Annotated in this window: 22 protein-coding genes; 6 read left to right on the top strand and 16 right to left on the bottom strand. The window is 66.5% G+C overall.

From position 1 onward, the window contains the following. Window positions 1–29 precede the first annotated feature (29 nt). Window positions 30–1388, bottom strand: coding sequence for an FAD/NAD(P)-binding protein (locus BSZ14_RS00670; protein WP_076709237.1), 1359 nt, complete (start codon window positions 1386–1388; stop codon window positions 30–32). 206 nt (window positions 1389–1594) lie between these two features. Here BSZ14_RS00670 and BSZ14_RS00675 point away from each other — a divergent pair, with 206 nt between their 5' ends. Then, window positions 1595–3835, top strand: coding sequence for a S9 family peptidase (locus BSZ14_RS00675; RefSeq protein WP_241823577.1), 2241 nt, complete (start codon window positions 1595–1597; stop codon window positions 3833–3835). Window positions 3836–3843: 8 nt separating this feature from the next. Here the strand turns inward: BSZ14_RS00675 and BSZ14_RS00680 are convergent, their stop codons facing one another. After that, window positions 3844–4284 (bottom strand): hypothetical protein, encoded by a 441-nt coding sequence (locus tag BSZ14_RS00680; RefSeq protein ID WP_042483426.1) that lies wholly within the window; start codon window positions 4282–4284, stop codon window positions 3844–3846. A 177-nt stretch (window positions 4285–4461) separates the two neighbouring features. Between BSZ14_RS00680 and BSZ14_RS00685 the strand changes: the two genes are divergently transcribed. Together BSZ14_RS00685 and BSZ14_RS00690 are read left to right on the top strand one after the other, a co-directional pair. Beyond that, window positions 4462–5826: an MFS transporter gene (locus tag BSZ14_RS00685; protein ID WP_241823580.1), complete on the top strand. Its 1365-nt coding sequence runs from the start codon at window positions 4462–4464 to the stop codon at window positions 5824–5826. A gap of 28 nt (window positions 5827–5854) precedes the next feature. Next, a complete protein-coding gene (locus tag BSZ14_RS00690; protein WP_076709245.1) occupies window positions 5855–6982 on the top strand; it encodes a glycoside hydrolase family 68 protein in 1128 nt (375 codons plus the stop codon). A gap of 110 nt (window positions 6983–7092) precedes the next feature. Here the strand turns inward: BSZ14_RS00690 and BSZ14_RS00695 are convergent, their stop codons facing one another. From BSZ14_RS00695 to BSZ14_RS00735, 9 genes are all read right to left on the bottom strand, one after another. Next, complete coding sequence (locus BSZ14_RS00695; RefSeq protein ID WP_076709248.1) at window positions 7093–8142, bottom strand: LacI family DNA-binding transcriptional regulator; 1050 nt, start codon at window positions 8140–8142, stop codon at window positions 7093–7095. Between the two features lie 73 nt (window positions 8143–8215). Continuing rightward, window positions 8216–8671, bottom strand: a complete 456-nt coding sequence (locus tag BSZ14_RS00700; protein ID WP_076709249.1) for a hypothetical protein — start codon at window positions 8669–8671, stop codon at window positions 8216–8218. Window positions 8672–8935: 264 nt separating this feature from the next. Further along, window positions 8936–9865, bottom strand: coding sequence for an electron transfer flavoprotein subunit alpha/FixB family protein (locus BSZ14_RS00705; RefSeq protein ID WP_076709251.1), 930 nt, complete (start codon window positions 9863–9865; stop codon window positions 8936–8938). Next, window positions 9862–10611 carry an electron transfer flavoprotein subunit beta/FixA family protein gene (locus BSZ14_RS00710; protein ID WP_076709252.1) on the bottom strand — a complete coding sequence of 250 codons (750 nt, stop codon included), beginning with the start codon at window positions 10609–10611 and terminating at the stop codon, window positions 9862–9864. Before BSZ14_RS00710 ends, BSZ14_RS00705 begins: the two co-directional genes overlap by 4 nt. Before the next feature lie 14 nt (window positions 10612–10625). Then, window positions 10626–11948, bottom strand: coding sequence for an OmpP1/FadL family transporter (locus BSZ14_RS00715; protein WP_076709344.1), 1323 nt, complete (start codon window positions 11946–11948; stop codon window positions 10626–10628). A gap of 40 nt (window positions 11949–11988) precedes the next feature. Continuing rightward, on the bottom strand, window positions 11989–12396 hold the full coding sequence (locus tag BSZ14_RS00720) for a DUF2147 domain-containing protein (RefSeq protein WP_076709255.1): 408 nt from the start codon (window positions 12394–12396) through the stop codon (window positions 11989–11991). Window positions 12397–12558: 162 nt separating this feature from the next. Then, a complete protein-coding gene (locus BSZ14_RS00725) occupies window positions 12559–14355 on the bottom strand; it encodes an acyl-CoA dehydrogenase C-terminal domain-containing protein (protein WP_076709257.1) in 1797 nt (598 codons plus the stop codon). 18 nt (window positions 14356–14373) lie between these two features. Then, window positions 14374–16701: a 3-hydroxyacyl-CoA dehydrogenase/enoyl-CoA hydratase family protein gene (locus BSZ14_RS00730; protein ID WP_076709345.1), complete on the bottom strand. Its 2328-nt coding sequence runs from the start codon at window positions 16699–16701 to the stop codon at window positions 14374–14376. Then, window positions 16701–17837, bottom strand: coding sequence for a thiolase family protein (locus tag BSZ14_RS00735; RefSeq protein WP_076709258.1), 1137 nt, complete (start codon window positions 17835–17837; stop codon window positions 16701–16703). The genes BSZ14_RS00730 and BSZ14_RS00735 overlap by 1 nt, the downstream gene beginning before the upstream one ends. A gap of 131 nt (window positions 17838–17968) precedes the next feature. Between BSZ14_RS00735 and BSZ14_RS00740 the strand changes: the two genes are divergently transcribed. Next, a complete protein-coding gene (locus BSZ14_RS00740; RefSeq protein ID WP_076709260.1) occupies window positions 17969–19684 on the top strand; it encodes a long-chain-fatty-acid--CoA ligase in 1716 nt (571 codons plus the stop codon). 3 nt (window positions 19685–19687) lie between these two features. Continuing rightward, window positions 19688–20077 carry a MerR family transcriptional regulator gene (locus BSZ14_RS00745; RefSeq protein ID WP_042483452.1) on the top strand — a complete coding sequence of 130 codons (390 nt, stop codon included), beginning with the start codon at window positions 19688–19690 and terminating at the stop codon, window positions 20075–20077. A gap of 136 nt (window positions 20078–20213) precedes the next feature. Here BSZ14_RS00745 and BSZ14_RS00750 read toward each other — a convergent pair whose 3' ends face one another. Genes BSZ14_RS00750 through BSZ14_RS00760 form a run of 3 tightly spaced genes read right to left on the bottom strand, consistent with a single transcriptional unit; the run spans window position 20214 to window position 24510 of the window. Further along, entirely contained in the window at window positions 20214–21692 is a 1479-nt protein-coding gene (locus BSZ14_RS00750; protein ID WP_076709347.1) for an efflux transporter outer membrane subunit, read from the bottom strand. An 8-nt stretch (window positions 21693–21700) separates the two neighbouring features. Further along, window positions 21701–23254 (bottom strand): MDR family MFS transporter, encoded by a 1554-nt coding sequence (locus tag BSZ14_RS00755; RefSeq protein WP_076709261.1) that lies wholly within the window; start codon window positions 23252–23254, stop codon window positions 21701–21703. A 59-nt stretch (window positions 23255–23313) separates the two neighbouring features. Next, complete coding sequence (locus BSZ14_RS00760) at window positions 23314–24510, bottom strand: HlyD family secretion protein (RefSeq protein WP_076709263.1); 1197 nt, start codon at window positions 24508–24510, stop codon at window positions 23314–23316. Window positions 24511–24624: 114 nt separating this feature from the next. Here BSZ14_RS00760 and BSZ14_RS00765 point away from each other — a divergent pair, with 114 nt between their 5' ends. Next, window positions 24625–25050, top strand: coding sequence for a MarR family winged helix-turn-helix transcriptional regulator (locus tag BSZ14_RS00765; protein ID WP_241823581.1), 426 nt, complete (start codon window positions 24625–24627; stop codon window positions 25048–25050). Here the strand turns inward: BSZ14_RS00765 and BSZ14_RS00770 are convergent, their stop codons facing one another. Together BSZ14_RS00770 and BSZ14_RS00775 are read right to left on the bottom strand one after the other, a co-directional pair. Further along, window positions 25051–25530: a response regulator gene (locus tag BSZ14_RS00770; protein WP_076709266.1), complete on the bottom strand. Its 480-nt coding sequence runs from the start codon at window positions 25528–25530 to the stop codon at window positions 25051–25053. After that, window positions 25493–26629, bottom strand: coding sequence for a GAF domain-containing protein (locus BSZ14_RS00775; RefSeq protein ID WP_076709267.1), 1137 nt, complete (start codon window positions 26627–26629; stop codon window positions 25493–25495). Before BSZ14_RS00775 ends, BSZ14_RS00770 begins: the two co-directional genes overlap by 38 nt. Between the last annotated feature and the right edge of the window lie 107 nt (window positions 26630–26736).

A 26736-nucleotide genomic window follows, 5' to 3' on the forward strand; every position in this document is an offset into this window, starting at 1 on the left:
GTCCCCCTCCCCGTTCCGGGGAGGAATGGTCAGAGCCCCTCGCCGCCGACCCATTGTGCGTGCGCCAGCCGCCGTGCCAGTTCCCAGTTCTGCTGCCGCAGGTCCGGCACCGCGACGACTTCCCACAATCCGCCGCGCGTCATCGGACCGATGCAATAGAGTCGCTCGGCCACTCCGCCATCCGCGGCCACGACATGGCTCTGCGCATCGACCTCCAGCCCGATGCGCAGCGCGTCCGGGCGGATCATCCCCTCGCCGATCAACTGCTGGATCAGCGGCTCGCGCGAACGAAGAAGGTCGCCCTGCGGCCCGGTGCAGTTGACGATCCGCGCGACCCGCAAGGTCTCGACGGTATCGCTCCCGCGCGGCCGCCAATGGACGACGGCCCCCTGCCCGTCCGGTTCCACCCGCACCAGCTTTCCGCCCGCGATCGACAGCCGCCCCACCTCGACCAGCGCCTCCACCCGGTCGGCGACCGAGGGCGCGAGGCGGTGGCGGTGAACATCCCAATAGGGCCGCACATGCCGCAGGAACCGCGCCCGGGTCGCGCCATCCGCCGCGCCCCACATCATCTGCGTCACCGGACGAAGCGCATCCACCGCGCCGCGCCATCCCTGCTCCAGGGCCGCACAGCGAACATGCCGGACCAGCGCCGACAGGCTGGCGGCGGGCCGTTCGCGTAGAGGGATGACCGGCGTCTCGGCATGGCGGCGCGGGGCGAGGCCCCGGCGCGAGATGGCGATGGTTCGCCCGCCAAAGCCACTGGCATCCAGCAGCAAGGCCGCATCGATCGCGGTCAGCCCGCTACCGACCAGCAGCACCCGGTCGTCTTCGCCCAGCCCTTCGGCGATATCGCCCGCCCAGGGATCCTCGCGATAGCATCCGTCCGCCAGCGTCGCCGGATCGATCCCCGGCGGGGTGTGCGGCGGCAGGTTGCCCAGCGCCAGCACCACCGCATCCGCCGTCACCCCGGCGCCCTCCGTCATTTCGAGGCGATAGCCCTGCCCGACCCGCTCGAGCGCGACGACCTCGCCGCTCGCCAGCGTCAGCCGGGCCGGGTCGGCTGCGATCGTCTCCATCAACAGGTCGCGCAGATAGTCGCCATAAACGCGGCGCGGTACGAAGGTCTTCGCATCCCCCGCCCCGCGCGCGACCAGCCAGCGGACGAAGTGATCGGGATCGTCGCGCAGCGCGCTCATATTGCCCGCCCGCACGTTCAGCAGATGCTCGGCATGCGCCGCGCTATAGGCGACGCCCCGCGCCAGCTGATTGGCGCGCCGCTCGATCAGCGTCGCGCGGGGGCCGCCATGCCGCACCAGATTGATGGCCAGCAACGTGCCCGCAAAGCCGCCGCCGATAATCGCGACATGCTCGATTCCTGCATCCATCAACCGACCCGTCCCTTCGTGATCGCCACCGCCGACGCCCTAATCCCATCACGGCCGATCTTCACGCAGATTTCAGTATACGATTTTGCGAGCTGCCGTTAGGCTTCCATGCTTCAGATCGAGGATTGGGTGGGTCGATGCGGTCGTGCTGGCGGAATTACGGACTTTCGGTTTCATTGTCGTGGGTCGCTCTGGCGGCCCCGCTCATGGCCCAGACGCCGGTGCCCGTGCCACCGCCGTCCGATGCCTCGGCCCCGACGCCGCCCGCCGCGCCTTCCGGTGCCTTGTCGGTCGAGGGGATTTTCGGCCCGGGAGCGGTGCGCACCGAGTCCGTTCGCGCCAGCCGCTGGGGCAAGGACGGCGAAAGCTACCTCGCGCTGGAGAACGCGCCCAGGGGCGGACAGGACATCGTCCGCTATGCGATCGCCGACGGACAGCGACAGGTCGTGGTCGCCGCCGCCGATCTGGTCCCGCCTGGGGCGAGCGCGCCGCTTGGCATCGACAGCTATGAATGGTCGCCCGACCGTCGCTGGCTGCTGATCCAGACCAATGGCAAGCGCTTCCGCCGAACCAATGCGCTGTCGGATTACTGGCTTTACGACACCACCGCCAAGCGGCTGCACAAGATCGGCGGCGACGCCGCGCCCTCGACCCTGCTCTACGCGATGGTCTCGCCGGACAGCCGCCACATCGCCTATGTCCGGGGCAACAACATCTATGTCGAGCCGATCGGGGGCGGCGCGGCGACCGCGCTGACCAGGGACGGCGACGATTATGTCGTCAACGGCCTGGCCGACTGGGTCTATGAAGAAGAGTTCGGCGTCCATCGCGCCTTCGAGTGGAGCCCGGATTCCCAGCGCATCGCCTTCCTGCGCTTCGATACGAAGGGCGTCGGCACCTTCGACATGATCAAGAACACCGGCGGCCAATATTCGCAAGTGATCCCGCTGCAATATCCCAAGGCGGGGACGACCAATTCGGCGGTGACGACCGGCGTGATCGATGTCGCCGATGGCGCGACCCGCTGGTTCAAGCTGACGGGCGATCCGCGCCAGAATTACGTGCCGCAGATCAGCTGGGCGGGCGGCTCCGACGCGCTGTTCATCCAGCAGTCCAACCGGCTCCAGAACACGTACAACGTCCTGCTCGGCGATCCGGCGACCGGCGCGGTCAAGCCGATCATGGTCGAAAAGGATGCCGCCTGGGTCGAGGCCAATCCCGCCCCCGAATGGCTGAACGGCGGGCGCAGCTTTACCTGGCTGTCGGAGCAGGACGGATGGCGTCACCTCTACACCATCGACCGCGCGAGTGGCCGCGCGACCCTGCGCACGCCGGGCAAGTTCGATGTGGTCGAGCTGCTGAACGTTGACGAGAAGGCGGGCTATGCCTGGTTCATCGCCTCGCCCGACAATCCGACGCAGCGTTATCTCTACCGCACCACCCTGTCGGGCACGCCGAAGGTCGAGCGACTGACCCCGGCGGGCCAGCCCGGCACGCACAGCTACGACATAGCGCCGGGCGAGCATTGGGCGCTGCACACCGTCTCGCGCTTCGACGCGCCGCCGGTCACGGACATGCTCGACATGACCCGCCAGCAACCGTTGCGGACGCTCGCCGCCAATGCGCCGCTCGCCAAGGTCGTAAAGGACACCGGCCTGCCCGCCACCGAGTTCTTCCGCGTCGATATCGGCGGCGGCACGCAGCTCGACGGCTGGCTCATCAAGCCGCCGCACTTCGACCCGGCCAAGCGCTATCCAATCCTGTATTTCGTCTATGGCGAACCCTGGGGCCAGACGGTCGCGGATCGCTGGGCGGGGGCGCAAGGGCTGTGGCACCGGATGCTGGCGCAGAAGGACTATCTGGTCGCCAGCCTCGATCCACGCGGCACCGCCACCCCGCGCGGCCATGACTGGCGCAAGATCATCTATCGCCAGGTCGGCATCCTCGCCTCCGCCGATTATGCGGCAGGCGTGCGCAAGATGCTGAGCACGCGCCCCTATATCGACCCGGCCCGAATCAGCATCTGGGGCTGGAGCGGCGGCGGCGCGATGACCCAGAATGCGCTGTTCCGCTATCCGGACCTCTACAAGACCGGCATCGCGGTGGCGGGGCCGACCGACATGAAGCTCTACGACACCATCTATCAGGAGCGTTACATGGGCCTGCCGCAGGACAATGCGGAAGGCTACAGGAACGGCTCGCCGATCACCTTCGCCGAGCGACTGAAGGGCAATCTGCTGCTGATCCACGGCACGCTGGACGATAACGTCCATTACCAGAATCAAGACCAGCTGGTGGACCGGCTGATCCACTTCAACAAGCCGTTCACGATGATGGCCTACCCGGACCGCAGCCACGGCATCTATGAGGGCGAGAATACCAGCATCCACCTCTATTCGCTGATGACCCGCTATCTGGAGACGAACCTTCCGCCCGGCGGGCGGTGAGCGGGGGATCAGTACATCCGCAGGACCCGGGGTTTGCCTTCCCGCCGCCAGCCACCGGTCGCGCGGATGTAGCGGCTGACCGTATCACTGCCGCAGGGGCCGCTGCACTCCCAACTGATCGCCACGGTTGCCGATTGGCCATCCGCCGCCATGACCGGCGCGTCGACCGTATAGATACCCGCCCAAGGCGGTGGCGGCGCCGACGTCGGATAGTGCTGGCTGGCGCGGGCGCGGGCATCGTCGTTCGCGGCGGCATAACCATCGGGCAGGCCGTGCCGCAATTGGGGGCAAAGCTTCATCAAGCCGCTGCGTTCAGGGGCTGTCTCGACATATTCATTCTTTGCACTCGTGGACGGCAGATCGACAAGCACGGCCCGTCCCACATCGCATAGCGCCCCGCTGCCCGGCTGGGCGGCCTGCATCATCATGCCGAGAATCATGAAGAACATGGCGGCTCGTTCCCTTCGCTGGAACATGATTCCACCGTTTCCAACTTAGGACAAGCTATCCTCGCGCCGCTTATGCAATCGTTTGTTGCAATCCGTCTTCGATCACGCCATGATGGTCCCAACGCGGCTAAACCGGCGCTAGATACGGACCTACCCCCCGCGTGCGAGAGGACCCGCATGACCCCCTCCACTCCTGTTGGTACGATGGCCTCGGCCAAGCCCCGCCTTTCGCTGACCCGCATCCTGGAGATGAATCTCGGCTTCCTGGGCCTGCAATTCAGCTTCGGGCTGCAACAGGGGAACATGGCACCGATCTACAGCTATCTCGGCGCGTCCGAGGCGCAGATCCCGTTGTTGCAGATGGCCGGGCCGATGACCGGGCTGCTGATCCAGCCGCTGATCGGCGCGATGAGCGACCGGACGGACAGCCGCTGGGGACGGCGGACGCCCTATTTCCTGATCGGGGCGGTGCTGTGCGCGCTGGGGCTGTTCTTCATGCCGCTCAGTTCGTCGTTGCTGATGGCGGTGTCGCTGCTCTGGATCCTCGACGCGGGCAACAACATCACCATGGAGCCGTACCGCGCCTATGTCTCCGACCGGCTCGACGGGGCGCAGCATAATATCGGCTTCCTGACGCAAAGCGCCTTTACCGGGCTGGCGCAGATGCTGGCCTTCCTCACGCCCTCGATCCTGGTCTGGGCGGGAATGAACCCGGACTGGGTGGACGGGCACCACATCCCCTACACCGCGCGCGTGGTCTTCATGATCGGCGCGGTCCTGTCCTTCGTCACCATCGTCTGGTCGATCAAGCGGGTGCCCGAGCTGCCGCTGGCACCCGAGGAGCGCGCCCGCATCGCCGCAGCCCCCAAGGGCATCGGCGCCACGCTGAAGGAGATCGGCGACGCGATCCGCGACATGCCATTGCCGATGCGCAAGCTGGCGCTGATGAGCCTGTTCCAGTGGTACGCCATGATGGCCTATTGGAACTACGTCATCTACGCGATCGGACGGTCGGTCTATCGCACTGCCGACGCAACTTCGTCGGGCTTCCATGCCGCGGTGCTGACCAATGGCGAGGTGGCCGCCTTCTATAACGGCGTCGCCTTCGTGGCAGCGTTCGCGATGGTGCCGCTCGCCAAACGGATCGGGGCCGCGCCGCTCCACGCCGCCTGTCTGGTCATCACCGGCATCGGCATGATGGTGATGCCGCACATGACCAGCAAGGCGATGCTGTTCCTGCCCGCGATCGGCATCGGCCTGGGCTGGGCGAGCATGATGGGCAACCCTTATGTCATCCTCGCAGGCTCGATCCCGCCCGAGCGCACCGGTGTCTATATGGGCATCTTCAACATGATGATCGTCATTCCGATGCTGATCTTCGGCGTGACGCTGCCACTCTTCTATCAAAGCTGGCTGGGCGGCGATCCGCGCAACGTGCTGACGCTTTGCGGCGTGCTGATGCTGCTGGCCGCCGTCTCCGTCTACACCGTGCGCGCCCGCAATGCCCAGGGGCTGCCGCTCGGTGCCGCCCCGCAAGCCTGATCCCCGTTTCGATCTTCCCTGAGGTATCATGACCGACACCCACGCTCCTACCCACTGGTCGGCCGACGCGCTGGCCGGGATCGCTGCGCAGACCGACGCGCGCCTGCCGGTGTTCACCGCCGCCGATATCGTGCCGATCCTGCCCGACCATGATTTCTGGGATATGTGGCAGATCGCCTATGCCGATGGCCGCACCGCCTTTCTCGGCGGGCGGAGCTGGTGGTTCTTCCTCGCGACGCCGCGCCTGTCCGATCCCGAGCTGCGCCATGACGAAGCGCGCATCCGGCTGACCAGCTATGGCGCGGATGGATGGCGCGATCATGGCGTGACCTTTGCCGATGGCTTTACGCCGGGCAGCCGCGAATGGTCGGGCTCGGCGGTGCTGGACGAGGACGATACGACGCTGACCATGTATTTCACCGCCTCCGGGCGGCGCGGCCAGCCCCGCACCTTCGAGCAGCGGCTGTTCGAGACGCAAGGGCGCTTCCTCATCCAGGGCGAGGATGCGCGCACCGAAGGCTGGAGCGAGCCGGTCGAAAGCGTCGCGGCGGACGGCCATCACTACATCGTCGCCAATCAGGCCGAGCCGGAAAATGGCGGCATCAAGGGCTTTCGTGATCCCGGCTATTTCCGCGATCCGGCGGACGGCGCGGAGTATCTGCTGTTTGTCGGCTCGGCGGGCTGGGTGAAGCAGGATATCGACGGCGTGGTCGGCGTCGCCAGGCGTGAAGGCGACCGCTGGACGATCCGGCCGCCGCTGATCGAGTCGCTGGGCGTCAACAGTGAATTGGAACGACCGCACATCATCGTCCGCGATGGCCATTATTACTGCTTCTGGTCGACCCAGGGGAAGCGCTTCGCCCCCGGTCTCGGCGCGCCGACAGGGCTGTATGCCATGGTCGCCGACAGCGTTGCGGGGCCGTGGCGGCCGGTCAACGGCACCGGGCTGGTCGCGGGCAATCCGGTGGAAGAGCCGACGCAAGCCTATTGCTGGTGGGTCACCGGCGAAGGCGATGTCACCAGCTTCGTGGACTATTGGGGCATGCAAGGCCGCGATGCGAGCGCTGACGCATCCTTGCGCCGGGAACGGTTCGGCGGAACGGCCGCCCCCTGGTTCAAGCTGGCGTTCGATGGCGACCGGGTGACGATCGCCTGAACTATTCCTCCCCGGCCAGCGGGGACCTGACGGAGGGGTTTCAACAGTTGCGAGGGTTTGTGCTCTTCCAACCAGCGTCACCCCCTCCTCTTGCGCAGGGAGGAATGACCTCAGGCCGTTTCGCGCAGGACCAGTTCGGGGTCGAGCACGACCGATCCCGCCTCGTCCCCGCCGATCCGGGCGAACAGCGCGTCGACCATCGCCTTGGCGCCTGCCGCAATGTCCTGGCGAACGGTGGTGATGCGCGGCACCGCCTGGGCGGCGAGCGGCAGGTCGTCATAACCGATGACCGGCAAGGTTTCGGGCACCGCGATCGCACGGTCGGCAAGCACCCGCACGGTGGTCATCGCGATCATGTCCGACGCCGCGACGATCCCGTCGATCGCGACACGCCCCCCGCCCTGCTCCAGCAAGGCGTCGATATGCGCGGCGATTTCCTGCTCCATCACATCGGAGGCGAGATGCGTGGCCAGCTGGACCGGATCGCCCTCCAGCCCGGCCTCGACCATGGCGCGCGCCAGGCCGTCATGGCGCTGGCGGATTTCAGGCGCGCTGATATCGCCCAGAAAGGCGATGCGGCGGCACCCCCGTTCGATCAGCCGCTGGCCCGCCAGATAGCCGCCCCTGGCATTGTCGGTGCCGACCGCCGCATGGATCTGATCCGGCAGGGTGACGCCCCAGGCGACCAGCGGGCGATAGCGGCTGGCGACGCGCTCGATCGCGTCATACTGGTTCGACTGGCCGATCAGCAGGACACCGTCGACCATGCCGCTATCGACCACGCGGTCCAGCCAGTCGGGCGCATCCGGAATCACGCGCGACAGCATCACGTCATAGCCATTTTCCGTCAATGCATCGGCCAGATGGCCCAGCATGGTCATGAAGAACGGGTCGGACAAATGCTGGCGCCGGTCATGGCCCAGCGGCACGACGATACCGATCACCCCGGTGCGACGCGTGCGCAGGCGGCTGGCCATCTGGTTGGGACGAAAGCCATGCAGGTCGGCGAGTGCCTGGATCCGCGTCCGTGTCTCGGCATTGACCAGCGACTTGCCCGCCAGCGCGCGCGAAACGGTGCCGGGCGAGACGCCCGCCATTTCCGCCAGATCCGCGATCGTCCGCACGCGGCGACCGCCCCCTCCCATGATATTGTCTGTCATATGCGAATGGTAGCCAAAGCTTCATGGCGCTAACAAGCAGGCAACGGAATTTGCAGGCTTTTCCTCACATAGATCAGCGATATTCGGCACTGACGTCCATTTTCAGGCCATGTAGCGCTACCACGCGCTTGCCCTGACATTGTGGTGCGCCGATGATCCGCATCCAGCGGGAGCCGCCCGGGGCCTGGACCTGCGCATCGATCGTAAAGCCGCGCCGGTGGCGGATCGCGTATGCGCGCAGCCGCTCGACCGCCGACAGGGATTCGGATCGATAAAGGGGCAGGACACCAAGCCGGTCCAGGGGACGATGACGCTGCCAGTCGAAGAGGCCATAGACACCCGTCGACCAGGATAGTCTTCCAGACGGCAGGTCGCAGGACCAGCGGCCCACGCCATGCGCGGCGAGCCAGGCATCGTCCACCTCGTTCAAAGCCGGATCGGGGGCGTCCGGTTGCCCCAGGTCGAAACGCAGGCCACGCTCGAACAGGGGCCAGCTATGGTTCAGCGCGAGCGGTTCGGCTGGTTTCATACGGCACTCCACGACAGCGCGTGAATGCTATGCCAGAAATCTTAACCCAGATTTAAAATTGCAATTTGTTTGGGATGGGAATGCCACGATATCGAAGGACATCGGATTGATCCGCGCCAGGCCCCTCCCCTTCAGGGGAGGGATTGGGGTAGGGCCTCACCGCGGGTTTTGCGCTTGCGGAAGCGTCCCACCCCCGGTCCCTCCGCTAAAGGGGAGGGGTGGATCAAGCCTGTCATCACGCTCCAAACGACAGGCCCCCCTCCGTCAGACCTTGCTCGTCAGCTCCGGCACGACGGTGAACAGGTCACCGACCAGGCCGATATCGGCGACCTGGAAGATCGGCGCGTCCTCGTCCTTGTTGATCGCGACGATGACCTTGGAGTCCTTCATCCCCGCCAGATGCTGGATCGCGCCCGAGATACCGACCGCGACATAGACTTCGGGTGCCACGATCTTGCCGGTCTGCCCGACCTGATAGTCGTTGGGGGCATAGCCCGCATCGACCGCCGCGCGGGAGGCGCCTACGGCGGCGCCCAGCTTGTCGGCCAGCGGGTCGATCAGCGCGTGGAACTGTTCTTCCGAGCCCAGCGCGCGACCGCCCGAGACGATGATCTTGGCGCTGGTCAGCTCGGGGCGGGCATTCTCGGCCTTTTCCGCGCCGACGAAGCGGGACTTGGCCGCATCGCCGGTGGAGGCTACCGCCTCGATGCTGCCCGCGCCGCCCTCGGCCGCCGCCTTCTCGAAGGCGGTGGTGCGCACGGTGAGGACGAGTTTCGTGTCGCTGGTCTTCACCGTCGCGATCGCGTTGCCCGCATAGATGGGCCGGGTGAAGCTGTCCGGTCCTTCGACCGACAGGATGTCGCTGATCTGCATCACGTCGATCAGCGCAGCGACGCGCGGCGCGATGTTCTTGCCCGTGGTCGTCGACGGCGCGAGGAAGGCGTCGTGATGGCCCATCAGCTGGGCGATCAGCGGCGCGACATTCTCGGCCAGTGCGTTCGCATAGGCCGCATCGTCGGCGACATGGACCTTGCCGACACCGGCGATTTTCGCCGCTGCCTGCGCCACGCCGTCCACGCCCTGCCCGGCGACGATCAGGTGGACCTCGCCCAGCTTGGCCGCCGCCGTGACGGTCGCCAGCGTGGCATCCTTGACGGACCCGCCGTCATGCTCGACCCAAACCAGCGTCTTCACTTGGCCACTCCCAGTGCTTTCAGTTTCTCGACCAGTTCGTCGACCGAGCCGACCTTGACGCCCGCCTGGCGCTTGCCCGGCTCGGCGACATGGGTGATCGTCAGGCGCGGAGCCACGTCGACGCCGTATTCCCCGGCGGTCTTGGTCGCCATCGGCTTGGACTTGGCCTTCATGATGTTGGGGAGCGACGCATAGCGCGGCTCGTTGAGGCGCAGGTCGGTGGTGACGATCGCGGGCAGCGTGAGCGCCACCGTCTCCAGCCCGCCATCGACCTCGCGGGTGACGTTCGCCGTCTGCCCGTCGATCTCGACCTTGGACGCGAAGGTGCCTTGCGCCCAGCCGAGCAGGCCCGCCAGCATCTGGCCGGTCTGGTTGTTATCGCCGTCGATCGCCTGCTTGCCCAGGATGACCAGGCCAGGCTGTTCCTCCTCGACCACCTTGGCGAGCAGCTTGGCAACGCCCAGCGGTTCGACCGGATGATCCGCGGTGATCAGCACCGCCCGGTCCGCGCCCATGGCGAGCGCGGTGCGCAGCGTGTCCGCCGCCTTGGGCTCGCCGATCGAGACGACGACGACCTCGGTCGCCGCCCCCTTCTCCTTCAGCCGGATCGCCTCTTCCACCGCGATCTCGTCGAACGGGTTCATGCTCATCTTCACGTTCGCCAGATCGACGCCCGTCCCGTCCGCCTTCACGCGCGGCTTCACGTTATAATCCAACACCCGTTTCACGGGCACGACGATCTTCATGTCCACTCTCTCAATCAGAAGCTGAAGCGGCCGCCGATCGACGCCACGAACGCCTTGGCATTCTGCACCTGACCATTGGTCAGGATCGGCGTCTGAACGGCCGTCCCCGCATAGGCGGCGGTACGACGGTCGATGGGCGCATTGGCGAAATCGATATAGCTGCCTGCCGCGTCCAGCGTCAGGCGCGGGGTTACCTTGTACGAGCCGCCGATCGAGTAGTTCCAACGGTTCGCGTCGGGCACGCGCGCGTCGCGATTGCCGTTCTGGGTCGGCGTGATACCGCGCTGCACGCCTGCGCGCACGGTCAGGCGATCCGTGGCCGCATAGTCGAAGCCACCCGCCAGCGAGAAGCTGTTCTTGTAATTTTCCGGGATGGCGGTGTTGATCGGCGCGCCCAGGCGGATCGCGTCGAAATCGGCCCAGGTAAAGCGCACCGCCTGCGCGTTCAGCGTCAGCTTGTCGGTCGCCCGGAAACGGCCCGCAACGATGATCTGCGCGGGCGTGTAGAAGGTCGCGGTCGCACCATCGATCGTCCGGTTCTGCGTGGCAAGCGGGCCGAGCAGGCCGCCGACTTCCAGGCTGCCCTTCAGATTATGCTTGATTCGCGACTTGTAGCTGATGCCGACCGTCGCCCAGTCATTGTGCAGCTGGACACCTGCGCTCCACCCGAGATCCCAGCCATCGCCCTTCAGCCGCTGATACCCGTCTGGCAGCGTCGCCAGCACGTTGGGCAGTGCATTGCCCAGTTCGGCCTTCGTGTATTCGACGTTCAGCGCGCCGCCGACGCGCAGCCAGTCGAGGACCGCGATGCCGATCGAAGGCTGGATGTCGATCGTGCGCAGTTCGGTCTTGAGCGCGCTGTAGCGAGCCCAGCTGGTCGTATTATACTCCGTGGTGAAGCTATAGGGCGAAGTAACCGCCAGGCCGACCGCGACCCGGTCGTTCAGCGGAATGGCGACCGCGCCCGACGGCACGACGCCGCGATTGATCGGGTCGCTCGACACCCGGTCGCCGCCGACCGGCTGGAAGGTCTGTACGGGACCACCGGGCAGGGTCGGACGACGGATCAGCGTACCATTGTCGACCACATCGCCCTTGGGGATGATCGCCGATGCGCCGATCACGGCCTCGCCGCGCTCCATGCCCGCAATCGCCGCCGGGTTCCACCAGAGCGAGGACGCGCCGGTATCGGCACCCTCACCCGAAAAGGCGCGACCCTGGCCACGGGTCGACTGTTCCTGAAGGTAAAAGGCCTGGCCATGCGCCGCGCCCGCAAAGGCGAAGGACGAGGACAGGATGGCAGAGACCAGAAGCGGCGCCTTGAGGGACTTGTTCATGAGCATATTCCCCGGGAATTTCTATATGATTGGGCAAGGATCAGCGGATGCGGGTCCAGGTCTGCGTCTTGCAGAGCGGCACGAAGACACAGCCGCGCACCTTCAGCGTGTCCGGCCCCTCGGGCGTCAGCTTGGCGCTATAGGTCTTGCCATCCTCGGCATTGTAGATGGTGCCGCTGCCCCAGGCCACGCCATCCTGCGAAAAGCCCTGCAGGATCAGCAGGTTCTTGAGCGGTCGATTACGCAGCTTGGGATCGCGGTTGGCCTGGTCGGTCAGCGCGGGATTGGTGCGCAGCTTTTCCGAGGACAGGATGCGACCGCACACCGAATTGCCGCACTTCTGGATCTCGACGATACCGCCGCGCGTCTGGGTCTGCCAGCGGCCGACCACCGAGTCCGCATTCACACCGGCCGCTGCAAGGGCCATGGCCGTCAGGGTCAACAACATGCATCTTCTCCTCTCCATGCCCGTCATAAGGGCCGGAGCGCCGGTTCTGACCGGTCGCCCCCGAATTACCCTATACGTTCATCATATGACGCATAGGATAACAACACGTCATGCCTACGATACCGGTTGACCGCAATCAAGCGTAACCGGCATCGCTTCGTTTCAAAATGCTTCCAGCTCCAGCGCCATGGTCGAGCGCTTGCCCGACTTGATCGCCAGGAACGCCGCCGTCGCCTGGGGCAGGATACGGTCGAAGAAGAACCCGGCGGTGGCGAGCTTGGCCTTGTAGAAGCCCGCCTCGTCGGTGCCCTCGGCCAGCCGCTCGGTCGCGATCCGCGCCGACTTCAGGAAGCAATGCCCGATGCCGACCAGGCCGAGCAGGCGCAGATAGTCGGTCGCCGCCGCACCCGCTTCTTCGGGGTCCTTCATGCCCTTCTGCGCGATCATGCCGGTGCTGAGCTGCAACGCACCGAACGCCTGCTGCATGCCCGCGGCCCAGCCTGTGATCGCCTTGTCCTCATGCTTCACGAGCGCCTCGACCTGCTCGGACACGGCATGGAAGAAGGGGCGCATATAGCGGCCCATATGCGCGGGCATCTTGCGGCCGACGAGGTCGAGCGCCTGGACGCCGTTTGTACCCTCGTAGATCTGGGCGATGCGGGCGTCGCGGACGAACTGCTCGATACCGTGGTCGCGGATATAGCCATGGCCGCCATGGACCTGCACCGCCATGTTGGCGGCGTCGAAGGCGAGGTCGGTGAACAGCGCCTTCACGACCGGGGTCATCAGCGCCACGAAATCCGCCGCGCGCGACTTGTCGGCCGGATCGATGGCGTTCGCTTCGGCATCCAGACCGCGTGCCGCCCATTGCCCCAGCGCCCGGCACCCTTCCGCATAGGCGCGCATGGTCATCAGCATCCGCCGCACGTCCGGGTGGACGATGATCGGATCGGCGGGCAGATCGGGGCGCGCCGCCCCGCCCAGCGCCCGGCCCTGCAAGCGGTCCTTGGCATAGGCGACGGCCGACTGGTACGCGACCTCGTTGATGCCCAGGCCCTGGATGCCGACCGAGACGCGCTCGGTGTTCATCATGGTGAACATCGCGGCCAGGCCCTTGTTCAGCTCGCCCACGACCCAGCCCTTGGAGTCGTTGAACTCCAGCTGGCAGGTGGCCGACGCCTTCAGGCCCATCTTGTGCTCGATCGCCGCGACGCTGACGCCATTGGCGGGGCCGACCGAGCCGTCATCCTTGGGCAGATATTTCGGCACCAGGAACAGGCTGATCCCCTTCACCCCCTTGGGCGCATCGGGCGTCCGCGCGAGGACGAGGTGGATCACATTGTCGGTCAGGTCATGGTCGCCCGCCGAAATGAAGATCTTGCCGCCGGTCAGCAGGTACGAGCCATCCTCCTGCGGCTCGGCGCGGGTGCGCAGCAGGCCCAGATCGGTGCCGCAATGCGCCTCGGTCAGGCACATGGTGCCGGACCATTCGCCCGAGATCATCTTGGGCAGATAGAAGCTCTTCAAGTCCTCCGAACCATGGCCCATCAGCGCGGTGGTCGCGCCGTGCGTCAGGCCGGGATAGAGGCTGAACGACAGGTTCGTCGCGCAGATCATCTCCTCGACCAGCTTGTTCACCGCCTCGGGCAGCCCCTGCCCGCCATATTCGACCGGCGAGGCGAGCGCGGCCCAGCCGCCTTCGCAGAACTGGCTGTACGCCTCCTTGAAACCGGCGGGGGTGCGGACGACGCCGTTTTCCAGCTTGCACCCTTCGATGTCGCCGGTGGCGTTGAGCGGCAGCAGGACCTCCTGCGTGACGCGCGCCGCCTCTTCCAGGATGGCGTCGTACAGTTCGGGACCGAATTCGTCCTGCCCTGCGACGGGGCCGAACTCGTCCTCCTTGAACAGCTCGTGGAGGACGAAACGCATGTCGCGCAGCGGTGCGTTATAGACTTGCATGGGATTATCCTCTCCCGATCAATTGCGCAGCGGCTTGCCGGTTTCGAGCATATGCTCGACCCGTGCCTGGGTCCGCGCGTCCTTGACGCTTTCCATGAAGGCGGCGCGTTCCAGCTTGAGCAGCTGTTCCTCGCTCACCTCGTCGATGATGTCGGCCTCGCCGCCGGTGACGATATTCGCCAGACGGCCCGCGACCACCACGTCGTACGGCGTGGCGACGCCCTTCTTGGCGAAGTCGGCGACCGCGCCGTTGAACGCGACCCGCCCCGCCGCACCCGGCAGGCGGAAGACCGGCTTTTCGGGCGCCTGATAACCCTCGACCAGCGACAGCGCCTTTTGCTTGGCATCGGCGAGCAGCCGGTCGCGGTTCATGGTGATGCCGTCGTCTTTGCGGAGATAGCCCATCTCCTTGGCCAGCGCCGCCGAGCGCGACACCTGCGCGGTCGAGATGGTCTCGAACGCCTTCATGACGGCGGGCATCGGCCCCTTGGGGCTTTTGGGCGACTTGGCGAGACGGTCGATCAGCTCGCCGTTTCCGCCCCAGCCCGGCACCAGACCGACGCCGGTCTCGACCAGCCCGATATAGCTCTCGGCATGGGCCTGGATCGCATCGGCGTGAAGCAGGATCTCGCAACCACCGCCCAGCGCCATGCCCGCAGGCGCGGCGACCACCGGGAAGGGCGCGTATTTCAGCGCCTTATAGGCCTGCTGCCCCGCGACGACCAGCTTGTCGACCTCGCCCCAAGCCGCGATGTTCACCGCGAACATGGCGAGGCCCAGATTGGCCCCGGCCGAGAAGTTGCTGCCCTCGCTATAGATGACCAGCGCCTTGTACTGGCTCTTCACCAGCGCGATGGTCTTTTGGAGGAGCGACAAGACCTGCTCGTCGAGCGCGTTCATCTTGCCGGTGAACTCGAACGCCACCACGCCGTCGCCAACATCCCAGGCGGCGGCTGAGCCATTCTTGAGCAGCGGTTCGGAGCGCAGCTTAATGTCTTCGAGCAGGACGACACCCTTGGCGCGGACCACATCGGCATAGTCGCCGCCCAGCGTCAGATACTGCCGCCTACCATCGACCACGCGGTAGAAGGGACGGTCGCCCGCCGTTTCCAGCAGCGCCGGGACCGGCTTGCCCTCGGCGCGCAGCCGCTCGGCCAGCTTGCCCGGCCCCATGCGGTCGATCAGCTCGAACGGGCCGAACTTCCAGTTATAGCCCAGCTTCATCGCGTCATCGATCGCGACCACATCGTCCGCCGCCTCGCCGACCAGACCCGCCGCATAAGACAGGACCGGACCCAGCACCGCCCAGGCATAGTCACCGACCTTGCCCGGCGTCGCGACCAGCGCGGCCAGGTCCTTCTCGGCGCGGCCCGGCAGACGTTCGGGCTTCTTCTCCGCGCGATATTCGCCGGTCTTCAGATCGATCGCCTGCTTGGCCTTGGTGCCGTCGGGCTTGCGATCGAGGCGGTAGAAGCCGCCCTTGCCCTTGCGGCCCGTGAACCCATCCGCGATCATCTTGTCGACCAGCGGCAGCGGGCGGATCGTGTCGAAATAGGCATCGCCCTCCGGCAGGGTCGAGGACAGCGACTTGGCGAGCAGCGGCATCAGGTCGATGCCGACCAGATCGATCAGCCCAAAAATGCCGGTCTTGGGCACGCCCATCGGACGGCCGCCGATCTGGTCGGCCTCCTCGACGGTCAGGCCCTGGTCCATCGCTGCGTTGATCGCGACCGCCAGCCAATAGGTGCCGATGCGGTTGGCGATGAAGCCCGGCGTGTCCTTGGCGCGGACGATCCGCTTGCCCATGCGGTGATCGACGAACTGCTCGACCTTGGCCGCGACACCGGCATCGGTGTGCTCCGAGGTCACGATCTCGATCAGCCGCATATAGCGCGGCGGGTTGAAGAAATGGGTGATGAGGAAATCGCGCTTAAACTGCTCCGACCGCCCCTCGACCAGATGGCCGAGCGGGATGGTCGAGGTGTTGGACGACACCGCCGTGCCGGGGCGCTTCAGTTCCTCCAGCTTGGCATAGAGCGCCTGCTTGATATCCAGCCGCTCGACCACCGCCTCGACGATCCAGTCGCATTCGGCGACGCGGGCCAGATGATCCTCGATATTGCCGGTTTCCACCAGCTTGGCGGCGGCGGGCGACATGAAGGGCGCGGGCTCGGTCTTGAGCATCCTGGCGACGGCGCCCTTGGCCACTGCATCACGGTCGCCGCCGTCCTTGGGCACGATGTCGAGCAGCAGGACAGGCACACCGGCATTGGCGACCTGCGCCGCAATGCCCGCGCCCATAACACCTGCGCCGATCACGCAAACCTTGTTGATCGTGTCAGCCATCATGCACGCTCCAATACCGTGGCGATGCCCTGCCCGCCGCCGATGCACTGGGTCGCCAGCGCATAGTGGCCGCCGTCGCGCGCCAGCAGCGCCGCCGCCTTGCCGACGATGCGCGCGCCGGTCGCGCCCAGCGGATGGCCGATCGCGATCGCGCCGCCGTCCTTGTTGATCGTGTCTTCCTTCAACCCCAGGTCGCGGATGCAGGCGATCGCCTGGCTGGCAAAGGCTTCGTTGATCTCGACCACGTCGAGGTCGCTGGCAGAGATACCCGCGCGCTCCAGCGCCTTCTTCGACGAACCGATCGGGCCGAGACCCATCGTCTCCGGCTCGCAGCCCGAAATGCCGACCGCCTTGATGCGGGCGAGGATCTTCAGGCCGTGGCGCTTGGCGAACTCCTCCGACGTGACCAGCACGGCGGCGGCGCCATCGGTCAGCGGCGAAGCGGTGCCCGCCGTCACCGTGCCGTCCTTGTCGAAGGCGGGCTTCAGGCCCGACAGGACTTCCTCTGTGGTGTCGGGGCGGATCAGGCCGTCCTCGGTCACGTCGCCCGCCTTGGTGTGGATCGGCACGATCTCGTCGGCCAGACGCCCGGCGGTGCGCGCCTCGGCGGCCTTCTTCTGGCTGGCGACCGCGAACTTCTCCTGCTCGGCGCGGGTGATCTGGTACTTCTCCGCGACGTTCTCGGCGGTCTGGCCCATGCCCATGTACGCGCCCGGCCGGGCGGCGGCGAGTTCGGGATTGGGCAGCGGGTTGTAGCCGCCCATCGGCACCCGGCTCATCGACTCGATACCGGCGCAGATGAACGCCTCGCCCGCGCCGATCTGGATCTGCCCCATGGCGATATGGATCGCCGACATGGACGATCCGCAGAAGCGGTTCACCGTCATGCCGCCGACCGACAGCGGCAGGTCCGCGAGCAGGCCGATCAGCCGTGCGACGTTCATGCCCTGCTCGCCCTCGGGAAAGGCGCAGCCCAGGATGATGTCCTCGATCTCCGACGCATCGACGCCGGTCCGCTCGATCAGGCCGCGAATCACCTGCGCGGTCAGATCGTCGGGCCGAACCCGTGCGAGCGCGCCCTTGCCAGCCTGGGTGAAGGGAGAGCGGGCATAGCCTGCGATCACGATGTTGGTCATCCAATCCTCTCTTTATGGGCTTGCGGCCTAACGTTAAGGTGCGTTACCTACCCTATACGTCAACACAATAAGCAACTCGACCACAATCGACAACAGGGTATGGTCGAAAAAAGATATAGGAGAGCGACGCGATGACGGCAGGAGCCATCGGGGAAACCACGACAGGCGGTGTACCGGGTCAGGCGACGGGACGCCCTCTGGTCTTCGAGCCGCGACTGCTGACCGATATGTTCGAGACCACGGTACGGCGCCATGGCTCTCGCCCCGCGATCGACTTCATGGGGCGAATCACCCGCTATGACGAGTTGGGCGCGATGGTCGACAAGGCCGCCGCCGGGCTACAGGCGCTGGGGGTGAAGCCGGGTTGTCGCGTGGCGCTCTGCCTGCCCAACATCATCTATTATCCGGTCCTATACTTCGCGACGCTCAAGGCCGGGGGCATCGTCGTCAACGTTAACCCGCTCTATGTCGAGCGCGAGCTGTGCCATCTGCTGGAGGATTCGGGCGCGGAGATCATCGCGACCTGCGACATTCCCGACATTTACGGCCGCGTCTCCCATGTCGCCGAGAAACTGGGCCTGCGCCACGTCATATCCTGCCCGGTCGCGGGTGCGCTGCCGACCGTGAAGGGCCTAGCCTACCGCCTGCTCAAGCGGTCGATGATCGCCGCCCCCGGCCCCTCGCCCCGTCACCTGACCTTCGCGCAGATGATGAAGCGCGGGGGCACCCTGGCCCCGGTGTCGGCGAAGCCCGACGATGTGGCGGTCCTGCAATATACTGGCGGAACGACGGGCAGCCCCAAGGCGGCGATGCTGTCGCACGCCAACCTCGTCGCCAATGCCGATGCGATGGTCATCCATACCGGCGGTGAGGAGATGATCGGAGAAGAGCGCATATTGGGCGTACTTCCCCTCTTCCATGTCTTCGCGCTGACGACCGTGCTCAGCTTCGCGATCCGGGTCGGGGCCGAGATGATCCTGCTTCCCCGGTTCGAGCTGGACCAGGTGTTGAAGACCATCGCGCGGAGCAAGCCGACCTATTTCCCCGCCGTCCCCACCATCTACAACGCGATCGCGGGCGCGGCCGAGGCGCGCAAGGTCGACCTGTCGGCGATCAAGGCCTGTATCTCGGGCGGCGCGCCCCTGCCCGCCGAGGTGCGTATCGCCTTCGAGACCACGACCGGCGGCAAGCTGGTCGAGGGATACGGCCTGTCCGAGGCGTCGCCGATCATCACCTGCAACCCGATCATCGGCGAGAACAAGGGCGGCTCGGCGGGCCTGCCCTTCCCCGGCACGGTCATCGAAATCCGCGACCGCGACAATCCCGACCGGCTGATGCCGCCGGGCGAGGTCGGCGAAATCTGCGCGCGCGGCCCGCAGGTCATGTCCGGTTACTGGAACAAGCCGAGCGAGAGCGAGCACGTCTTCATCCACGGCGCGCTGCGCACCGGCGATGTCGGCTATCTGGACGAGGACGGCTATCTGTTCATCGTCGACCGGATCAAGGACGTGATCCTGTGCGGCGGCTATAACGTCTATCCGCGCATGATCGAGGAAGCGCTGTACGAACATCCGGCGGTCGCCGAGGCGGTCGTCATCGGCATCCCCGACGCCTATCGCGGCCAGTCGCCCAAGGCCTTCGTGAAACTCGCCGCCGATCACCACGCCACGCCCGAGGAATTGCGTGCCTTTTTACAGGACAAGGTCAGCAAGATCGAACTTCCCCGCGAGGTCGAAATCCGCGAAAGCCTGCCCAAGACCCTGATCGGCAAATTGTCGAAAAAGGAACTGGTTGAGGAAGAATTGGCCAAGGCCGCCGCTGCGGCGGTGCGGCCCGTGGGGGAATAGACGGTGGGGGATGAAGAGGAGCTGCGCGGCATTCAGGATGTCGCGAACAGCTTGGGCGTGACGACGCGGACGCTGCGTTTTTACGAGGATCGCGGCCTGATCGAGCCGCGCCGCGTCGGCACCGCGCGTGTCTATTCCAGGCGTGAGACGGGCCGGATGCAGTTGATCCTGCGCGGCAAGCGGCTGGGCTTCTCGCTGCGCGAGATCGAGGAGTTCCTGCGGCTGTACGACGCCGACCCGCAGCATGTCGAACAGATGCGCGTGCTGGCCGAACGCTGTCGCGAGCGGGTCGACGAACTGCGCCAGCAGATGACCGCGCTGGTCCAGACGGTCGACGAGCTGGAGACGATCGAACGCGAAGCGCGCGAACGGATCGCGAAAGCGGGGGTGTAACCGCTTCTTATTCCTCCCCTGCAAGGGGAGGTGGCAGTCCGCAGGACTGACGGAGGGGTGTCACCATCAGCGGGGACACCCCTCCACCAGCTTCGCTGGTCCCCCTCCCCTTACAGGGGAGGAAGACGTGCCAGCCTTACGACTGCGGCGCTCGCCAGCCCAGGCCGAGCGCCTTTTGCAGTGCCACGTAATCGTTGGTCAGGCCCGCTACCGCCTGCGACAGCGACTGCTGCGCCGCGACCCGCTGGCGCTCGGCATCGAGCGTATCGATCAACGTCGCGGCCCCAGCACGATAGCGCTGTTGCATCAACACTGCCGAGCGATCCGCCGAAGCCTTCGCCCGCGCCAGCGTCGCCACCGTGTTCCGCCGCGCGCGGAAGCGCGACAGCGAGTCCTCGGCATCGCGCAGCGCCGACAGGACGGCACCGCGATACCGCGCCTCCGCCTCGTCACGCGCGCCCTCGGCCTGTCCGACCCGCGCATTGGCGCGACCGAAGTTCAGCACGTTCCACTGGAGCATCGGTGCGCCCAGCGTCACCAGATTGTCGAGATCGGTCAGCGAGTCGAGCGAGGTGCCGCCGATGCCGATGATCCCCATCAGGTTCAGGCGCGGGAACTTCGCCGCCTCGGCCACGCCGATCCTGGCGGTCTGCGCCGCCAGGTTGCGCTCGGCGGCGCGGATGTCGGGGCGACGCTGGAGCAGCGCGGTCGGATCGCCCACCGCGACCTGCGCGGGCGGGAGCGGCACCTGCCCCGCCTGGCTCAGGCGCTGGTCGAGCGTGCCCGGTGCCTCGCCGATCAGGATGGCGAGCGCGTTGAGATAGGTCTCGACCGACGACGATAGCGGCAGAATCTGCGCATCGGTGCTTTCCACCTGATTGCGCAGCCGCTCGACTTCCAGCTGCGAGGCGGTGCCGTTGTTGAACCGCTGGAGCGTCAGGTTGAGCGTGTCGCGCTGCATCTTCGACGCCTCGCGCGCCAGGATCAGCCGCTGCTGCGCATCACGAAGCCCGATATAGGCCTGCGCCACATCGGCGCTGAGCGACACCTGCGCATCGGCGACATTGGCCTCCGCCGCCTCGGCGCTGGCGCGCGCCGCCTCGACGGTGCGGCGACGGCCGCCGAACAGGTCGATTTCCCAGCTGGCGTCGAAGCCCAGGTTGAAGAAGTCGACATTGGTGCCGCCGCCCGACCCGCTTGCCGAACCACCGGACGCGCCGCCATTGGCGCCACCCTGCTCGGCGTTACCGCTGCCGAGGTTGAGTTCGGGCAGATTGGCGTGGAGATAGGTCGCGCTGGCATTCGCATTGGGCGCCTGGTTGGCGCGCTCCAGCCGCAGCGCCGACCGCGCCTGCTTCAACCGCGCCTGCGCCACCGCGACGTTGGGATTGGACTCGAGCGCCCGCTCCTCCAGCCAGGTCAGCATCGGATCGTTCAGCGTCGTCCACCAGTCGGCCACCGCGGGCGCGGTCGTCGCCAGCGTATCGTCGGCGCGCACGAACCCGGCGGGCGGGGTCGCCGCCGAGCCGATGGTCTTGGGCGGCCCGGCATAGTTCGGCCCGACAGTGCAGGCCCCCAGCAGGAGGAGCGGGATCAGGGAAAACTGCTTGCGCATCATGGTTCTCAATGCATCGCCACGGGGCCGCCCTTGGGCAGCGGGCGGAGGAACAGGACAAGCGGCATCACCATGATGATGCCGACGCACAGGATGAAGAACAGGTCGTTATAGGTCATGACCAGCGCCTGCTGCTTGACCGTATTGCCGATCATGCGCAGCGCCGCGTCGCTGCTGCCGAATTGCTGGGTCAGCGAGTCGATCCAGCCCTGGGTCGATCCCGAATTGGCCGACAGCGACTCTTCCAGTCGACGCTCGTGCAGGAAGCTGCGCTGGTCCTGTACGGTGGCGATGCCCGCCAGCGCGAACGAGCCGCCCAGGTTGCGCGCCGCGCTGAACAGTCCGGCCGCATCGCCCGCCTGCGACGGCGGCACCGACGAGATCGCCGCCTGGTTCAGGAACAACATGCCCAGGATCGTGCCGACCCCGCGCAGCAACTGGCTGTCGGTGAACGAGCCGCCGGTGGAATTGGCGGTCAGCACCGTGTCGATCCCGGCGCTCAGCGCCATGATGCCCAGCCCCAGGCCGACCGCGATGCGGATATCGACCTTCTTGATGAGGATCGGGGTGAACGGCATCATCAGCAGGCTGGGGATACCGCTCAACAGCACGACCTTGCCCGCCTGGAAGGCGTTATATCCTGCAATGGAGGCCAGGAACTGCGGGATCACATAGGAGGTGCCGTAGAGCACCATGCCCAGCACGATGCCCATGATGACCACGCTGCCGAACTGGCGGTCGAGCAGCAGCTTCAGGCGAATGACCGGGCGCGACGCGACGAACTGGCCCGCGAACAACAGGCCGAAGCCGAAGATCGACAGGATGGTCAGCTCGATGATCTCGCGCGACTCGAACCACTGCTCGCGCTGCCCTTCCTCAAGCACGACGGTCAGGCCGCCAAGTCCCAGCGCGAGGCCCGCGATACCCAGCCAGTCGGCCTTGGCCAGCTCGGACAGGTGCGGCTTCTGGTGCGGCAGGCCGACGAGCAGCAGCGTGACAAGCATCGCGCCGACGGGGATGTTCAGGAAGAAGGCATAGTGCCAGCTGACATTCTCGGTCAGCCATCCGCCGATCAGCGGCCCCATCACGGGACCCAGAATGGCGGTGACGCCGAAGAACGCCGTGCCGATCGGCTGCTGCTCGCGCGGCAATCGGGTGGCGATGATGGTCAATGCGGTCGGGATCAGCGCGCCGCCGGTGATGCCCTGCCCTGCGCGTCCGATGATCATCATCGTCAGGTTGGTCGACAGGCCGCACACGACCGAAAACGCGGTGAACAGGATCGACGCGATCAGCAGGAAGGTACGCAGGCCCAGCAACCGCTCCAGCCAGGCGGAGAGCGGAATGATGATGATCTCGGCGACCAGGTAGGACGTCGCGATCCACGTCCCCTCGGTCCCGCTCGCGCCGATCTCGCCCTGGATGGTCGGCAGCGCGGAGTTGACGATCGAGATGTCGAGCGTCGCCATCAGCGCGCCGATGCTGCCCGCCGCGACGGCGAGCCAGGCGGTCAGGTCGGCCTTTGCGGGTGCGCCGCCCCCCCGGCCGGCGTGCGCCGGCACATCACCAGAACGGGCAGGCGCTGCGCCTTTATTGCCCCGAGCGGGGGCGGCGGCGGCGCTCACCGGCCCTGCGCCCCCTGCCGCGCCTCGTTATGCTGGTCCTGCTGCTCGGCGATGTGCTTCAGCGCACCCTTGGCCGAGCGGGTGTCGACGGTCACCTCGACCGACATGCCCGGCACCATCAGCGCGCGGGTCTGCGCATCGGCGTCGACCGCGATGCGGACGGGCACGCGCTGCACGATCTTGGTGAAGTTGCCGGTCGCGTTCTGGGGCGGCAGCAGCGAGAATTGCGCGCCGGTGCCCGGTGCCACGCTCTCGACATGCCCCTTGATCTCGACCCCCGGCAGTGCATCGACATCGATCTTCACCGGCTGGCCGGGGCGCATCAGGCCCAGCTGCGTTTCCTTGAAGTTCGCATTGATATACAGCTGGTTGACCGGCACGATCGACATGGTCCGGGTGCCTGCCTGCAGAAACTGGCCGACACGCACCGTCTTGTTGCCGACACGACCGCCGATCGAGGCGCGGATCGTGGTCGAGCCCAGATTGACCTCGGCGGCATCAAGCTGCGCCTTGGCGGCCTGCCCCTGCGAACGGGCCTGCTGCACCTGCGCGTCGAGCGTGCCGATACGGCGACGCGACGCAGCCAGCGCGGCGGACGCCGCGGCGACCTTGGCATTGGCCTGACGCGCCTGGTTCTGAAGCTGCGACAGGCGCTCGCGGCTCTCCGCGCCGGATGCGGCAAGCGGGGTGTAGCGGACGACCTCGGCCTGGGCGAAGACGGCGTCGCTCTGCGCGGCGCGCAGATCGGCCTCCGCGCGGTCGATCGCCGCCTGCTGTTCCTTGATCTGCGCCTGCACCCCCTCGGCATTGGCGCGCGCGACACCGATCTGCGCCTGGATCTGCGCGGTCTGCGCCTGATAGTCGCGGGTGTCGATCTGGAGCAGCGGCTGCCCCGCCTGGACGTTCTGGTTCTCCGCCACGAACACCTTGTCGACATAGCCGGAGACCTTGGGCGCGACCGTGACCGCATCCGCCTGGATGAAGGCATCGTTGGTCGTCTGCATATACTGGCCGACGCTCTTGTAGTTCGCATACCAGAATACGCCGCCGATGACGGCGACCGCCGCCACGACCAGCAGGATGATGCGGATGCGCCGCTTCTTGGCGGGCGATACGGGGGTCTTGTCCTCGGCCGCGTCCGCGTCGTCGCGCTCTGCGTCCTGCCCCTCATTCACTTGGTTTGCGTCGGCCACACCGGCCTCCCTGTCGATGGAATCAAAAGAACTGGATGGTGCATTTGCTCGCACTTGCACAATAAGGCAAGACCATTTATTGAGCTACCTCATATTATGTTCGATCATGAAACCTTGGCGCTCCGCTACAGCCGCATCTATCTGCGTTTCCATCGGCTGCTCGACCGCCAGATGGCGGCGCAGGGCGCTTCGCTGGCGCGGACCAAGATGCTCCACTTCATTGCCAACAATGCGCCGGTTCGCGCCGCCGATGTGGCCGACTGGTTCGATCTGGCCCCCCGCACGGTGACGCAGGCGATCGACACGATGGAGCGCGACTCGCTGGTCGTGCGCGTTCCCGACCCGGACGACCGGCGGGCGAAGCGGCTCGATATCACCGAACATGGGCGGCAGGTCCTGCGCCAGACCGAGCCACTGCGCCGAACGTTGATCGCCCAGGCCTTCGGCTTGCTGAGCGATGAGGAAATCGAGCAGTTCGCGCGAATCCTCGACAAGATGGAACAGGCGATCGAAGGGTCGCCCGCTGATCAGATCCGCTGATCAGATCCGCTCGCCATAGAAACGCAGCGCAGCCGGCGGGTCGCTGGGCCGTCCACCCTGCGCCACCACATGCGCGGCACGGACGGCGGCGCCCAGGCTACCCGCGCGAAACGGCTTGGCGATGCAGCCGATGACCAGCGGATGGCCGCCGCGCTCCGGGCAATTGCCGCTCAGGAAGATGCAGGGAATGCCGCGCTCGGCGAGCAGTTGGGCGGCCGTCAACCCGCTGTCTCCGTCGGCCAGCTTGACATCGCAAAGCGCAAGGTCAGGCCGCTCCCGATCGACCAGCGCCACGGCGGCGGAGACGGTATCGGCAATGCCGATGACGCGGTGGCCATGCAGCGTCAGTGCGTCCTCGACCAGCATCGCGACCAGCGCCTCATCCTCAATGATGAGGAGGTTCAGCGGGGTCTCGTTATCGCGGTCGTCATCGACCAGTTCATCAGGATGCGGGGCGAACCCCATATGCGCCGCCGTCATGCGGCATGACCAAGATCAGGCACCCATCATCCTCGTTCGTCAATGTCGCGCGCAACTGATGGCAAAGCCTCACCACCAGTCGATCCCGGTCGACCACATCGGCGATACGTCCCCATCCGATCGCCTCAAACGCGATACGGAGCATTTCGTTCCCCGGCACCCCGTTCACCGTGAAACCGATGCGCGGCACCCCTGCCCCTTGTGCCATCAGCGCGTCGAGCAGCAGCGCGGCCGCCACGGCGCGCTCGATCGGCACCGCGACCGGGCTGTCGACCGTGATCGGCCCATGCCCCGTATCGCCGCGCAGCTGCGCGATCACGTCGCCGAAGAGCGCAGGCAGGTCGACCAGCCCGGAATCGGCGGTCGCGTAAAGCGGCCGATGTGCGCTGGCCAGCACCTGCAATCGCTCGGCCGCCCGCATCAGTGCGCGGCGCGTGCCTGCATCGGGGGCCTCGCGCCCCTCATGGGTGACCAGGCCGATCGCCACCTGTAGCGCGTTGCGGACCCGGTGGTTCAACTCGGCCAGCAACTGCGCCTGGGTGTCGAGCCCGCGCCGCAGCGCCTCCTCGATCCGCAAGCGATGTTGCGCCAGCGCGGCATAGTGGCAGAGCAGCAGCAACAGCCGCCGTTCCTCCTCGTCGAACGGCCGCGCCGCACGCCGCCCGAAACCGAGCGTACCCAGCAGCTCGTCCCCGTGCAACAACGGCATACACAGATAGACCTGCACGCCCAGCGACCGGACGAACGCCGTCCGTTCCTCCCCGCTGGTCTGGATATCGGTCAGGTGCAGCGTACGCCGCTCGCGCATCGCCTGCCCGCAGGCGGACGGGCCGATGTCCAGACCGGCCGCCGCCTGCCGCTCGGCCCGGGTCAGGCCGCCCGCGGTCTCCAGCCGGACGGCCTCACCATCGCGGCGGAAATGGAAAAAGACGTCAAGATGCAATTCGTCGCGGATCAGCGCGAACAGCGAGTCGATCATGGCAGCCGGATCGTCCGCCGCCATCAGCCGGTCGGTCGCCGCCGCCACGAGCGACAGATAGCGCTGTGCATCGGCAGGGTCGGCGACAGCCGTCCCGGTCGCTTCACCGGGCAGCGGCAAAGGCGGGAATGAAGGTGGTGGGAGAGCCACGGGCGGCAGAGTAACGCTACCGGCCCGTGGCTCCAAGGATTGTTTCGGACAAATCCATCATGGGGCGGGACGCCATC

Origin of the sequence: Sphingomonas sp. Sph1(2015), assembly GCF_001970915.1 — a bacterium.
GTDB lineage: Bacteria > Pseudomonadota > Alphaproteobacteria > Sphingomonadales > Sphingomonadaceae > Sphingomonas > Sphingomonas parapaucimobilis.